The organism is Pseudoalteromonas sp. G5_S1_54_S4, from assembly GCF_054968565.1.
Genome location: NZ_JBQKUL010000050.1, coordinates 1 through 12,765, shown reverse-complemented (window position 1 = coordinate 12,765; position 12,765 = coordinate 1). Strand labels below are relative to the sequence as shown.

13 protein-coding genes are annotated in these 12,765 nt (G+C 40.2%); 3 read left to right on the top strand and 10 right to left on the bottom strand.

Features of this window, described 5'->3' with window-relative positions:
• Positions 1–23: 23 nt before the first annotated feature.
• Complete coding sequence (locus tag ACTRWE_RS16025; protein ID WP_462880321.1) at positions 24–1,301, top strand: protein kinase; 1,278 nt, start codon at positions 24–26, stop codon at positions 1,299–1,301.
• Between the two features lie 46 nt (positions 1,302–1,347).
• Here ACTRWE_RS16025 and ACTRWE_RS16020 read toward each other — a convergent pair whose 3' ends face one another.
• From ACTRWE_RS16020 to glk, 6 genes are all read right to left on the bottom strand, one after another.
• Entirely contained in the window at positions 1,348–2,472 is a 1,125-nt protein-coding gene (locus tag ACTRWE_RS16020; protein WP_076921020.1) for a sterol desaturase family protein, read from the bottom strand.
• A gap of 133 nt (positions 2,473–2,605) precedes the next feature.
• On the bottom strand, positions 2,606–3,610 hold the full coding sequence (gene gap / locus ACTRWE_RS16015; RefSeq protein WP_076921018.1) for a type I glyceraldehyde-3-phosphate dehydrogenase: 1,005 nt from the start codon (positions 3,608–3,610) through the stop codon (positions 2,606–2,608).
• On the bottom strand, positions 3,607–4,239 hold the full coding sequence (gene eda, locus ACTRWE_RS16010) for a bifunctional 4-hydroxy-2-oxoglutarate aldolase/2-dehydro-3-deoxy-phosphogluconate aldolase (RefSeq protein ID WP_036982648.1): 633 nt from the start codon (positions 4,237–4,239) through the stop codon (positions 3,607–3,609). Before eda ends, gap begins: the two co-directional genes overlap by 4 nt.
• A 33-nt stretch (positions 4,240–4,272) precedes the next feature.
• Positions 4,273–6,123 carry a phosphogluconate dehydratase gene (edd, locus tag ACTRWE_RS16005; protein ID WP_462880330.1) on the bottom strand — a complete coding sequence of 617 codons (1,851 nt, stop codon included), beginning with the start codon at positions 6,121–6,123 and terminating at the stop codon, positions 4,273–4,275.
• Between the two features lie 338 nt (positions 6,124–6,461).
• Complete coding sequence (locus tag ACTRWE_RS16000; protein ID WP_010389842.1) at positions 6,462–7,475, bottom strand: LacI family DNA-binding transcriptional regulator; 1,014 nt, start codon at positions 7,473–7,475, stop codon at positions 6,462–6,464.
• 29 nt (positions 7,476–7,504) lie between these two features.
• Positions 7,505–8,503: a glucokinase gene (gene glk, locus ACTRWE_RS15995; protein ID WP_128583597.1), complete on the bottom strand. Its 999-nt coding sequence runs from the start codon at positions 8,501–8,503 to the stop codon at positions 7,505–7,507.
• A gap of 291 nt (positions 8,504–8,794) precedes the next feature.
• On the opposite strand from glk, the gene ACTRWE_RS15990 reads away from it, so the two are divergent.
• Positions 8,795–9,811, top strand: coding sequence for a LacI family DNA-binding transcriptional regulator (locus ACTRWE_RS15990; protein ID WP_010389839.1), 1,017 nt, complete (start codon positions 8,795–8,797; stop codon positions 9,809–9,811).
• A gap of 290 nt (positions 9,812–10,101) precedes the next feature.
• Positions 10,102–10,731 (top strand): trimeric intracellular cation channel family protein, encoded by a 630-nt coding sequence (locus ACTRWE_RS15985; protein ID WP_128583598.1) that lies wholly within the window; start codon positions 10,102–10,104, stop codon positions 10,729–10,731.
• 12 nt (positions 10,732–10,743) lie between these two features.
• Here ACTRWE_RS15985 and ACTRWE_RS15980 read toward each other — a convergent pair whose 3' ends face one another.
• From ACTRWE_RS15980 to ACTRWE_RS15965, 4 genes are all read right to left on the bottom strand, one after another.
• Positions 10,744–10,983 (bottom strand): DUF3955 domain-containing protein, encoded by a 240-nt coding sequence (locus tag ACTRWE_RS15980; RefSeq protein ID WP_069439489.1) that lies wholly within the window; start codon positions 10,981–10,983, stop codon positions 10,744–10,746.
• A gap of 110 nt (positions 10,984–11,093) precedes the next feature.
• The gene (locus ACTRWE_RS15975) at positions 11,094–11,519 is read right to left on the bottom strand and encodes a GNAT family N-acetyltransferase (protein ID WP_462880320.1); all 426 of its coding nucleotides are present in this window, start codon (positions 11,517–11,519) and stop codon (positions 11,094–11,096) included.
• Positions 11,520–11,546: 27 nt separating this feature from the next.
• Positions 11,547–12,197, bottom strand: a complete 651-nt coding sequence (gene yidC, locus ACTRWE_RS15970) for a membrane protein insertase YidC (protein ID WP_128583601.1) — start codon at positions 12,195–12,197, stop codon at positions 11,547–11,549.
• Positions 12,198–12,357: 160 nt separating this feature from the next.
• Entirely contained in the window at positions 12,358–12,750 is a 393-nt protein-coding gene (locus ACTRWE_RS15965) for a hypothetical protein (RefSeq protein ID WP_128583602.1), read from the bottom strand.
• Positions 12,751–12,765: the final 15 nt, after the last annotated feature.

Below are 12,765 nucleotides of genomic sequence, written 5' to 3'. Positions count from 1 at the left end.
GATTTTAAAATGGATTATTAATTTTGAATACCCTTTCACAACTTCGCAGCGGCCAATTACTTGGTGCTAAACACCTACAATTAGTTGAAGCGCTAAGCGACTTTCCAGAGGAAATTTTTACCCTCGCGGATACCCTCGAAGTCTTGGATTTATCTAATAACAATTTATCTGATTTACCTGATGAATTTGCCTGCTTAACAAAATTAAAACGACTGTTTTTATCGTTTAATCAGTTTAAACATATACCTAAAATACTTGCTAAGTGTCCTGCTTTGACAATGGTTGCATTTAAAGGTAATCACATCACTGAATTTGCAGATCACTGCCTACCTAAAACGATTGAATGGCTTATTCTTACAGATAATAAAATAGCTAAGCTGCCTGCAACATTTGGCCAATACACTGCGCTTAAAAAGCTGGCATTGGCAGGTAATCAGCTCAGTGAGCTACCAATAAGCATGGCAAACTGCCATAACCTAGAACTAATTAGGCTCTCTGCAAATCAGCTAACTCAAATTGATGATTGGCTATTTGAACTACCAAAGCTGACTTGGCTTGCATTTGCAGGTAATTGCTTTAATAAATCACAGTGCCTTACCCAATCAAATTTAGCCAATAAACCACTGAGTGACTACTCGCTCAGTAAAGTAATAGGCCAAGGCGCATCAGGGATTATCCATCTTGCTTATTCAACGAATAAAGAGCCGGTTGCTGTTAAGTTATTTAAAGGGACTATTACAAGCGATGGTTATCCGCTGGATGAAGTTAATTGCTGCTTGCAAGCGCTTGAGCATCCAAACTTAATTAAAGTACTGGCTTACATTGAACAACAGCAACAGCTTGGTTTAGTGATGGAGTTAATTGATACAAGCTTTACAAATCTTGGTTTACCGCCGAGCCTTGATACCTGTACTCGAGATACATTTGAAAGCGATTGCCACTACTCTACCCACGCAATTTATGCCATAGCGCAACAAATGGTTAGCACTGTGGCCCACTTGCACCAGCACAATATAAGCCATGGTGATATATATGCGCACAATACCATGGTTGACCCGCACGCGCGTGTGCTGTTTGGGGACTTTGGCGCGGCCACTGATCTTACTATGCTCAGTGACTATCAACGTCAACAAATGCAGTTAATAGAAGTGCGTGCTTTAGGGTGTTTAATCGAGGATTTACTCACAACCTGCCAAGAGCAAAGCGCTGAAGTCATGCACTTAAAACATATTGCGCAGCAATGCATGAGCGAAAATATCGCACAGCGGCCAACACTTAGCGCATTAGCTGACTTTTTATAGTGGTTATGCGGCCATTAATATTATGGCCGCAAGCTAAAATTGAACACTATTTTTGTTTTTTAAACGGGTAAATTTGTTGCTTTAGCATACCTACAGGCATGTAATCACCCACAACCCCATATTCTTTAGGCCACTCTGCTTGCCCTTTTACTGCAGTACCAAACAAGTAATCTAAAAACGAAAAATGGGCTGCATAATTTCTATCAATTGCGGCTTTATCGGATGCGTGATGCCAATGATGAAACTGCGGTGTAACCATAAAATACTTTAACCACCCAAATTTTACATTTACGTTGGCGTGATTAAATACCGCTTGAAAGCCTACAATAATCACGTACAAACTAATAATTTGCTGTGAAAAACCCAGCACAAATATAGGCGTTAACACTAAACTACGGGTAACCAGTATTTCTAAAATATGCTGACGAGAGCCTGCGAGCCAATCCATTTCTTTGGCACTGTGGTGCACACCATGAAATCGCCATAAAAAGGGGACTTCGTGATACGCACGATGTGTCCAATACTGCATTAAATCAGCCACCAAAATAATTAAAAATAGCTGCAGTACAAACGGCATTTGCGCTATGTAACCTTGTAATGTGCTCGACACCGCCCAACCAAAACCATAATGCACAAAATGATTAGTAACCAGTAATACAAAGCCCACTATTAGATGATTGACAAAGAAATGGTTTAAATCCCCGCGCCATTCACTACGCAGTATTTTTTGCTCTTTTCGATGCGGAAGCAGTTTTTCAATTAAAATAAAAATTAAGGTTGAGCCTAATAAGTCTAATATAAACCAATCTAAGCCAATATATGGGGTGTTATCGGCAAAGTCATTCACTTCAACATTCGGGCCGCCAAAGCCAATTGCTAGTACAATAAAAAACCACGCAGTCGCCCCCAAGCGCTTATTGGTATTTCGTACAAAATTAAGTAAACCCAGGCTTCCTGAAATAATAAGGGCAACAAACATAAGTTGACGTAAAAACTCGACGCTATAACTTTTACGCAATTCTGGAGTCGTTAAATATTCAGGGAAGTGGAATGCAAGCACTCCCAAGCAACTTAATATCGCCAAAAAGCAAGCAATATAACCGCTGATATTACCCTCACCAATTTGCAACTGACTGGTGCGAAATATTTTTTTAGTGGCGTGTTTTAGCATTATTTTCCTTAATATAATATGCAGTCCCTATTCTAGTGCGCATATTCTAGCAAATTTTGGGCTAACTAAAACACAAAAAAGCCACGCAATGCGTGGCTTGGCTGGATAAAGCTAAATTAACTACACGGAAAATTTATAAATAGGCACCCAGCGCTTTAACTTGATCTAACATGCGGTTTGAGAAACCCCATTCGTTGTCGTACCACGCCATTACTTTAACTAATTTACCATCAGCACGTGTTTGCGTTGCATCAAAAATAGATGAGGCTGGATTATGATTAAAGTCGATAGAAACAAGCGGCAGCTCGTTGTACTCTAAAATACCTTTCATTGGCCCTTCTGAGGCTGCTTTAACCACTTGGTTAATTTCTTCAATGCTTGTGTCACGTTTAGCAATAAACGTTAAATCAACTAACGACACATTAATTGTAGGTACACGTACCGCCATGCCATCTAATTTACCTGCCAGCTCAGGCAATACTAAACCAACCGCTTTTGCAGCGCCCGTTTTAGTTGGGATCATAGATTGAGTTGCACTGCGCGCGCGGTATAAATCTGGGTGGTATACGTCAGATAAATTTTGATCGTTGGTGTAAGCATGAATAGTAGTCATGCTACCTTGTTCAATTCCTACTGTATCGTTAATTGCTTTAGCAACAGGCGCTAAACAATTGGTTGTACATGAAGCATTAGAAATAATGTTGCTATCGGCATTAATTACATCGCTGTTTACACCATGAACTACCGTTGCATCCATATCTGTACCAGGAGCCGATACCACTACTTTTTTCGCGCCCGCTTCAATATGCTTATTAGCTGCTTCGCGAGAAGTAAATAACCCCGTACATTCAAGTACGATATCAACGTTTAGTTCTTTCCACGGTAAATTAGCAGGGTCACGCTCTTGCGTTAGCGTGATCACATCATCGCCAATTAACATGGTGTTGTCTTTAAGCGTTACTTGCTGTGAAAAACGACCATGCACTGAGTCAAACTGAGTCAGATGAGCATTTACATTGGCTGGGGCTAAATCGTTAATAGCCACAATTTTAATTTCATTATTTTGCGCTGATTCATACAGTGCACGTAATACATTACGGCCAATTCGGCCGTAGCCATTAATTGCTACCTTAATCATTTTTGACTCCTATTAACTTCACATGCTTGGCGAGCAAGCGTTTCAATAGCTTGCCAGTCTTTATTTTCAATAAGTTGCTTATCTAACATCCATGTACCACCTACACAAATAACATTGTTAAGTGCTAAGTAATCAGGTGCGGTTGCTAAACTAATGCCACCGGTTGGACAAAAAGTAATATCAGGTAATGGGCCGCCAATAGATTTAAGCATGGCAGCACCGCCTGCAGCTTCTGCAGGAAAAAACTTTAAGAACTTAAAACCATGAGCAGCTAAGTTCATCACTTCGCTTGGGGTCGCTGCACCGGGTAAAAAAGGAATACTTGACTCTTTTGCCAGCGCTAATAACTCATCGCTAACACCTGGGCTCACCATAAAGTCAGCACCCGCTTCTACTGATGCGTTAAAGCTTGCTTTATCAACCACAGTACCTGTACCAACATAAGCTTCGGGCACTTCTGCTTTCATTAGTTTTACAGCCTCAGCTGCAATGGGTGTACGCAGTGTAATTTCAAGTGCTTTTAGGCCACCGTTATATAACGCTCTTGCAAGTGGTGCTGCATCTTCTAATTTTTCGATTACCACCACTGGCACTACCGGTGCCGATGCTAAGATTTTTTCAATACTCATTACTTGTTCCTCATTACCCAATATGGCTAATTATTATTCAAGTCCAAAAGCACTTGCACCTAAATCGGCACTGCTTACTATGTTTCTAAATCCAGTAAATAATTCACGACCTGTACCAAATGTTTGGCTTGCTTGGCTAATTTGCGGCTCTCGCTGTGCAAGTTCTTCATCGCTAACATGCAGTTTTAAAATACCATTTGGCGCATCTAGAGTAACAATATCGCCTTCATGAATTTTAGCAATAATCCCACCTTCAACCGCTTCAGGTGCTAAATGGATTGCCGCTGGTACTTTGCCTGATGCGCCCGACATACGACCGTCGGTAACAATAGCCACTTTAAAGCCCTGATCTTGTAATGTTGCCATTACCGGTGTGAGCTTATGAAGCTCAGGCATGCCTTTGGCTTTTGGCCCTTGCTCTTTAAGTACAGCAATAAAATCTTGGTTAAGTTCGCCACGGCTGTAGGCATCTTGTAACTCACCTTGTGAGCTAAATACTTTAGCCGGTGCCGACACCACTTGATGAGACTCTGCAACCGCAGAAACTTTAATAACCGCTTTACCTAAGTTACCCGTTAGTAGCTGTAAACCACCTTGCTTACTAAATGGATTATTTACAGGGCGAAGTACTTCTTCATCATGTGAGTTTTCTGGACACGCGACCCATTTAACTTTACTTGGGCCATTGGCATCACTCATAATTAAGTTATCATCTTTATCAAGCAGTGGCTCACACATGTAAGGTGCAAGGCCTTCGCCTAAAATAGTGGTTACGTCTGTATGAAGGTAACCAGCACCTGCTAATTCACGCATTAAGAAGCCCATTCCGCCGGCTGCTTGAAAGTGATTAACATCTGCTGAGCCATTTGGATAAATACGCGTCAGTAAGGGAACAACCGCTGATAAATCAGACATGTCTTTCCATGTAACTTGAATACCGGCCGCTTTAGCAATCGCCACAATATGGATTGCATGATTGGTTGAGCCACCTGTTGATAACAAGCCAACTAAGCCGTTAATAATGGTTTTTTCGCTGATCACATCCGCTAAACACGGGCCATCTTTGTTTTCAGTAAACTGCTTAAGCATGGTTTCAACCGCATTACCGGTTAAGCCATCACGCAATTCTGTGTATGGGTTTATAAACGAGCTACCTGGTAAGTGTAAGCCCATTATTTCCATCAGCATTTGATTTGAGTTAGCGGTACCATAAAACGTACAGGTACCCGCACTGTGGTAAGAAGCGCTTTCAGCTTCTAGTAGCTCTTCACGAGATACCAGTCCTTGTGCAAACTTTTGACGAACACGTGCTTTGTCTTTGTTTGGAATACCTGATTGCATTGGCCCTGCTGGTAAAAAATACACAGGTAAGTGACCAAATGATAAAGCACCAATTAATAGGCCTGGGACGATTTTGTCACATACGCCTAAACAAAACACACCATCAAACACGTCATGCGATAACGAAACCGCAGTAGACATAGCAATAACGTCACGAGAAAAAAGCGATAGCTCCATGCCATCACGCCCTTGCGTAACACCATCACACATCGCAGGTACACCGCCAGCAACTTGCGCGGTGGCGTCAAATTTAGTGGCAATGCTTTTAATTAAATCGGGGTATTCTTTGTAAGGCACATGTGCAGATAACATGTCGTTATATGAATTGATAATTGCAAGGTTTGGCACCTCATCTGCTTTTAAACGCGCTTTGTCATCGCTGCTGCACGCAGCCATAACATGTGCAATATTGCCACAGCCTAAACCAGCACGAACTCTTGTTTGTTTTTTTGCGTGCGAAATACGATCTAAATAGGCTTGACGGGTTTGTTTACTGCGCTCAATAACGCGTTCTGTGACTTCTTGAATTCGAGGGTGCAACATAATTTTACTCATCTCTATTCGTTAGAGGATAAAGGCTCAGTAACAATTATAGACTCCACGAAAATAACTGTACTGAGCATCTTTGACTTACCCGTTCAAAGGTACGCTACCAGGGAGCCTCTCACAACAACCCTGACACCGGTGTCAGGGTATTAACGCACGACAATGACACCGGTGTCAACCCTGAGTAATAAAAATAGTCATTTTTTTTAACATGTGCAATAAATAAACGTGAATTTTTAGTGAAATATTAGCGGCAACTAATGAAGGTTAAAAATGCAGATAAAAAAAGCCCGAGTAAGCGTCACTCATACTCGGGCTACTGTGAAAAAGCGGTTTTATTTTACGGCTGCGGTTGACTCTCGCGTGATTAATTTTGCTTCTAAAATCACCTTATAAGGCGACTCTTGCGGCTCAATAATATGGGTAATTAACTGGGTAACAGCTTGTTTGGTCATTTCTTCTACGGGTTGAGCTATAGTCGTTAGCCCAGGCCAAATATGACGCGCTATTGGTGCATTATCAAACCCAGCGATAGAAATATCATCTGGTACACGCAAGTTACGCTGTGTGGCTAATTTAAGCACGGCGGCTGCCATGTAATCATTCGATGCAAATACAGCAGTAGGTCGTGGCGATAAATCTAAAATACTACGCGCACTGTCTACCCCTGAGTGATAACTAAAGTTACCCTCTTCAACTAAGCGTTCATTAAATTCAATACCATGGCTTGCTAATGCGCGCCTGTAGCCTTTAAAACGCTGCTGTGTAGCACTGTGATCTGGGTGACCTTTAATAAACGCGATAGACGTATGCCCTAGGTTTATTAAATGTTCGGTAATTTCAAATGCGCCCTGCTCGTCATTACTGGTAACAGAAATAGAGTCATCTTCTAAAATAGCAGAAGCCACTCGAGCATAAGGAATCTTTTTCGACTTTAAAAAGTCAACCAGTTCTGAAAAATCACAAAATGGTGGCGTAAGTACTAAACCATCAAGGCGTGATGACTGTAATAGCTGCTCTATATTATTAATAAGTGCATCACCTCTGAGCTCACAAGGGTGAATCAGCAAGTTATAGTTGTTTTCTTGGCAAGCAGCTAATGCGCCTGTTTGCACTCGAGTAATATAACTTTTACTTGGGTTATCGTATAAACAACCAATAATAAAACTACGGTTTTGTGCAAGCCCTCGAGCTATAGGATTAGGTGTGTAATCAAGCTCTTTAAATACCGCTAATACTTTCTCGCGGGTAGCCGCGCTCACATTTGGTTCGTTATTCAGTACGCGCGATACCGTTTTTTTAGATACACCGGCATAACTAGCAACGCTATTTATAGTGACTTTTTTCATCTATTTATTTCCAAATGTATGCAACGTAATTAAACCTGTTGACTCGTATGCAAACACGCGGCAGCACCAATTAAAGGAATGTTGTCTTGTGTTACTAATGTGACCGGAATTTGACCTGTATATTGCGACATTATGCCCTTTTGTGAAAAGCGCTCAATGAAGCGGCTTTCCAGTAAACGAGCCTGCATTCTTGGTAATATGCCACCGCCAATATAAAGGCCACCAAGAGCACCATAAGCAAGCGCTAAGTCGCCTGCTACACTGCCAATCCAATCACAAAACTGATTAAGCGTTGCCTCACATACTTCACATTCACCGCTGTTGGCTAAGCTACTAATTTGTGCAGCGTCTAAATTCTTTGCAGCCACCCCTTTAACTGCAGCCATTGCTTTGTACAAATGAGCAATGCCTGGGCCAGAAAACACCGTTTCTACCGATACATGAGGGTGGTCTTTCTTAAGTGCTTGAATAAGCTGAGCGTCAAGTTCATTTACCGCCGCTAGAGAAATATGACCACCTTCTGAACTCATTACCGCACACGAATGTGCAGTTCTTACTAAACACGCTGCACCAAAGCCTGTACCTGGGCCCATTACACCAATATTTGCTGTGTCGTCTGCTTGGCCAGGTTTAACGGTTACGTTTTGAGAAGGGTCTAAATACGGTGCTGCGTAGGCAAATGCAGCAAAGTCATTTATTACGCTTAATTGAGCAAGGTCAAAGTGGTGCTTAAAATCATTAACGCTAAAGTGCCAACCTAAATTGGTTAAATGAACTTGCCCTGCATTTATAGGGCCTGCGACTGCAAGGCATGCACGTTTAGGGGTTATATGAGACACTGTTGATAAGTAGTACTCGGTAGCACTTTCGAGCGATCCATAATTAGCACTGGGAAAGGTGTGATTATGCTCAATGGTAAATTGATTACTTGATTCATCAAACCCCGTGATCAACGCAAAGCGAGCATTTGTGCCGCCAATATCGGCAACCAGAATAGGATCAAAGTGTGTGCTAGAGTGTAAACCCATAGTGTTATCTCTTTTGTTTAAGTAATGAGTACTTATTATTTTAATGGGGTATCATTGATACTTATTTACTTTGAGCTATCACCTCAAAGCAGCTATCACTGTAAAAAAATGCTACCTTTAATAATAAAGGTAGCTAATACGTTTTGACAACAAAATGATAAAACGCCCTTATTGTGACACCGGTGTCATGAAAAAATCAATAAAAAAATGCCTTTATTGACAAATAAGCTTGAAAAAAATCACTAATAAACGAGAATAGCCCCTTATTGTCCTCTTAAATAAGTAATCGTGATGAAAGGTAAAGCCACCTCATTTGATATAGCCCACTATGCTGGGGTGTCTCAATCTACAGTTTCTCGTGCTTTACGAAATAGTCCCTTGGTAAATGATGAAACCCGAAGGCGGGTTCATGACATTGCCAAAAAGCTTAATTACAAAGTGGATAAAAACGCCAGTAACCTGCGCACTCAACAAAGTAGCACCCTAGCATTATTGTTGTTTGAAGATCCGACCTCAGATGAATCGCAAATCAATCCATTTTTTTTAGCCATGCTGGGCAGTATTACTCGCGCTTGCGCTAAAGAGGGTTACGATTTACTCGTGTCATTTCAATCGGCCAGTGCTGATTGGCAGGCAGATTACGAAGACAGTCACCGTGCAGATGGCATCATTTTATTAGGTTATGGCGACTACATAGATTTTCAGCCTAAATTTAACACCTTACTTGAACAAAACACCAAATTTGTTTGCTGGGGAGCAAGTGTTGATAACCGCCCTGATTTAACCATAAGTTGCGATAATTATGGCGGCGGTAAACTCGCCGCTGAGCATTTATTGGCACATAGCCGAAAAGACTGCGCGTTTATAGGCGATGCCTCTGATCATAGCCCCGAATTTTTTGCCCGCTTTAATGGCTTTAAAGACGCGTTACAACAAAATGGCATTACACTTAATGAGCGTAAAATTGCCAATGCTATCTCTACCGAAGAATCTGGCTATCATGCCACTCGTTCATTAATTGCTAATAACATTACCTTTAATGCACTTTTTGCTGCCAGCGACCTTATAGCAATAGGCGCAATACGGGCATTAAAAGAAGCCAATATTAACGTACCAAAAGATGTAGCCGTGATAGGCTTTGATAATATATCTATTGCCAGTTACATTAATCCGCCGCTGACAACCATAGAGCAAAATACCACTATTGCTGGGCAAATGTTGGTTGAAAACCTATTAAAGCTCATTAGGGGTGAGCAAGTGCAAAGCACCCTACTACCACCGCGTTTAATTGCACGTGGCTCAAGCTAATTTATTCAGTAAAACCACTTTTAAGAAGCAACAAAATTAAAGACAACAGCGCTCTTTTACCTTAAATTAATTCAGGCTTTATTGCATTTTTACGGTCATTTGTCCTTTTTGCTTTCAATACTATAGCTGGTGCTTTCGTAACATTAACAGGCTATTCACACCTCGCTATCACATTAGTTTTTTTAATCTGAAAGTGGCTGTTTTTAATGTAATTTTTCACTCGTCAATGCATGCTTTTATCACTACAATCCTGTTTTTATTTTATTGTTAAAATTTCAAGCGATCATCTCATGCTATTAACCATCGTTTATATTATAGGTATTACAGCAGAAGCCATGACCGGTGCTCTTAGCGCTGGGCGCAGAAACATGGATTGGTTTGGTGTTATGTTAGTAGCCAGTGCCACAGCTATTGGTGGTGGTAGCGTGCGAGATATTTTATTAGGTAACTACCCACTGACTTGGGTAAAACACCCAGAATATTTACTGATCACTTGCCTAGCCGGTATTGTTACCACTTGGTTGGCAAAATGGGTGGTTAAATTTAAAGGCATATTTATGCGCCTAGATGCACTAGGGCTTGCTGCGTTTAGTATTATTGGCTGCCAAGTTGGACTTAATATGGGTTTGCACTATGGAATTTGTGTGGTCGCAGCTATAGTAACCGGTGTATTTGGTGGATTATTACGAGATTTAATTTGTCGCCAAGCACCATTAGTACTTCATCATGAACTTTACGCAAGCGTAACGCTTATAGTCGCGTGTTTATACTTAGCGCTACACCACTACAACATTGATGACAATATCAGCGTGGTTGCAAGTTTAGTAGTAGGCTATTTAATTCGAATGGCATCGGTACGCTTTAAGTGGCGCTTACCAACATTTAATTTATTAGAACCCGCTAATTTAAATAATGAGTAATAACAGCAGCTTTTAATGTCCACCTGCCCTAGCACTTTTAAATAGCCCGAATACTTTTCGGGCTAACAAACTAACCACAAAAAGAACTCCCAAAGCAAAACACAGTATGCTCAAGGGCATAAACACGCTTTCATGTAGAACACCATTATGATCAACATATTGATACACACTGTTTTCTATCAGCATAAAACCCGTGCCAAGCAATAAAAAGCAAACACTCAATGTGGCTGTTTTGTTTGAAAAAAAGCGCATAATCTATCCATAACTATTTTATTAAATTGTCGGGATAGCAGTTTGAATGAGCGAATATTAATCTACAGTGACTGAGCAACATTAATTTTTTAAAATAAAAGTCACGCTCATTAAACTAAGCTTTTAGACATATAATAAAATCTGTCGTCTTCTTTATCTATGTTGAAACCTGAACGTGTGTAAAGCTTGTGCGCAGGGCTTATTTTAAAAACCCGAAGCCTAAGTTGCATAGCACCTTGGAGCACAGCTAAACGAGCCCCCTCATTAATTACTGCTGCACCAATACCCATATTTTGAAACGCAGCATCTACTTGTAGGTCACGTATGTAACAACCCTCATCATCAAAAGCCAAGCGCATTGCACCCACTACATCGCCATTTAACAAAACATCCCAATTTTCAAGGTCTGAAATTTGCTCACATATTTTAAGTTGCTGCCAATCAACGCCATAATGCTCATAATATCCACGCATATTGGTATAGGTTAACTGTGAAGAAGCCATTAAATCAGCTGTGGGTTGATAACACATATTCATTATTGTCATTCCTTTGTTTAGTGACCTTTACAAAACTTGTTGTGTTTGCTGGTTTTTAAAATATTTATTTACTAATAATGACTGCAACAAGCTAGTACTACTGGATGTAGCCCAGTACAAAGCAATTGCAGAAGGAAAATTAACGAGAGTAACCACACAAATAATTGCAGGAACTAGGAACAATAAGGTGCTGGTTTGCTCTGCGCTACCTGGCATCATCATCATAGATAAATATGTAATAGCCCCCACTAATAACGAAAGCGCAATATCAGGCTTCGCAATACTGGCAATCCAAGCAAACTTACTATTAAATACAATTTGTTGCAGAGCCTGAAAAGTTCCAAGGCCAAATACACCTTGGCTTGCCATATTAATCACACTTTTTTTATCGATAAACTTAATATTGTGCTTTTTATACAACGCCATAGTTAATTTTGCGATTTCACTGGGCTGGTCTTTATGGTTGCTTTTTATGCTATCTAGCTCAGGTTTTAGTGCGGCAATTGCTTTTTTATTTCTAACCATATTAGCCATAGCGACAAGGTTAATCGGCATTAAAACTAATCGTCCAATAACGGTAAACAAAATAATAGCAGCCGCTTGGCTTACGCCAACCTCTTGAGTAAAAAAGGTGATTGATTGTACAATAAAAGCAGTAAATAAATTCCAAATTTCCATTTTAGTTTTCCTTTTAATATTATGTATTAAAAGTAACCACCACGACATATTATGTCAACAGTTTATTTTAAACTAAAAATGGGTTGCTATTTAACTGTGGTTAGATTCTGATATTTAGTCATATGAAGATTGCAGCGCAACTAAAAATATTTTATTAAATCTAGTGTACTTGTTTTGGTGGTTTATTAATTACATGCTTTAACCAATGTGTCCATAAAGCAAACATTAAAAGCATCGAGTTTATGCCGATCATTATCCAAGGCCTCAACTCAAATGCAAAAACACTAATAACAAAAGGAATAAGAGGGATAGAGAAACCAATTGTTGTCAGTAATACCCCAGGATAAAAGAAAAAGAATCCCCAGTTTGTCTTTAGATATAACCCTATGGCAGAAGTAAATAAAAGAATAATCCATATAACTATCAGCAAGTTATTTGCAAGCGTCAATCCAGCCGCCCCTATAATTGAAAACATTTCCCAATTAACGAGCAATGTAATAACGATCAGAAAAGAAATAACTCTTTGTCCATATTTGTATACTAAATCTTGCATATCGACTTACTACCT

What these genes read in the sequence shown, in the direction of transcription:
- yidC (WP_128583601.1), bottom strand. Translation starts at nt 12,197, where the DNA reads ATGGAAATTTGGAATTTATTTACTGCTTTTATTGTACAATCAATCACC.
- ACTRWE_RS16000 (WP_010389842.1), bottom strand. Translation starts at nt 7,475, where the DNA reads ATGAAAAAAGTCACTATAAATAGCGTTGCTAGTTATGCCGGTGTATCT.
- gap (WP_076921018.1), bottom strand. Translation starts at nt 3,610, where the DNA reads ATGATTAAGGTAGCAATTAATGGCTACGGCCGAATTGGCCGTAATGTA.
- ACTRWE_RS15985 (WP_128583598.1), top strand. Translation starts at nt 10,102, where the DNA reads ATGCTATTAACCATCGTTTATATTATAGGTATTACAGCAGAAGCCATG.
- eda (WP_036982648.1), bottom strand. Translation starts at nt 4,239, where the DNA reads ATGAGTATTGAAAAAATCTTAGCATCGGCACCGGTAGTGCCAGTGGTG.
- glk (WP_128583597.1), bottom strand. Translation starts at nt 8,503, where the DNA reads ATGGGTTTACACTCTAGCACACACTTTGATCCTATTCTGGTTGCCGAT.
- ACTRWE_RS15980 (WP_069439489.1), bottom strand. Translation starts at nt 10,983, where the DNA reads ATGCGCTTTTTTTCAAACAAAACAGCCACATTGAGTGTTTGCTTTTTA.
- ACTRWE_RS16020 (WP_076921020.1), bottom strand. Translation starts at nt 2,472, where the DNA reads ATGCTAAAACACGCCACTAAAAAAATATTTCGCACCAGTCAGTTGCAA.
- ACTRWE_RS15990 (WP_010389839.1), top strand. Translation starts at nt 8,795, where the DNA reads ATGAAAGGTAAAGCCACCTCATTTGATATAGCCCACTATGCTGGGGTG.
- ACTRWE_RS15965 (WP_128583602.1), bottom strand. Translation starts at nt 12,750, where the DNA reads ATGCAAGATTTAGTATACAAATATGGACAAAGAGTTATTTCTTTTCTG.
- ACTRWE_RS15975 (WP_462880320.1), bottom strand. Translation starts at nt 11,519, where the DNA reads ATGAATATGTGTTATCAACCCACAGCTGATTTAATGGCTTCTTCACAG.
- edd (WP_462880330.1), bottom strand. Translation starts at nt 6,123, where the DNA reads ATGTTGCACCCTCGAATTCAAGAAGTCACAGAACGCGTTATTGAGCGC.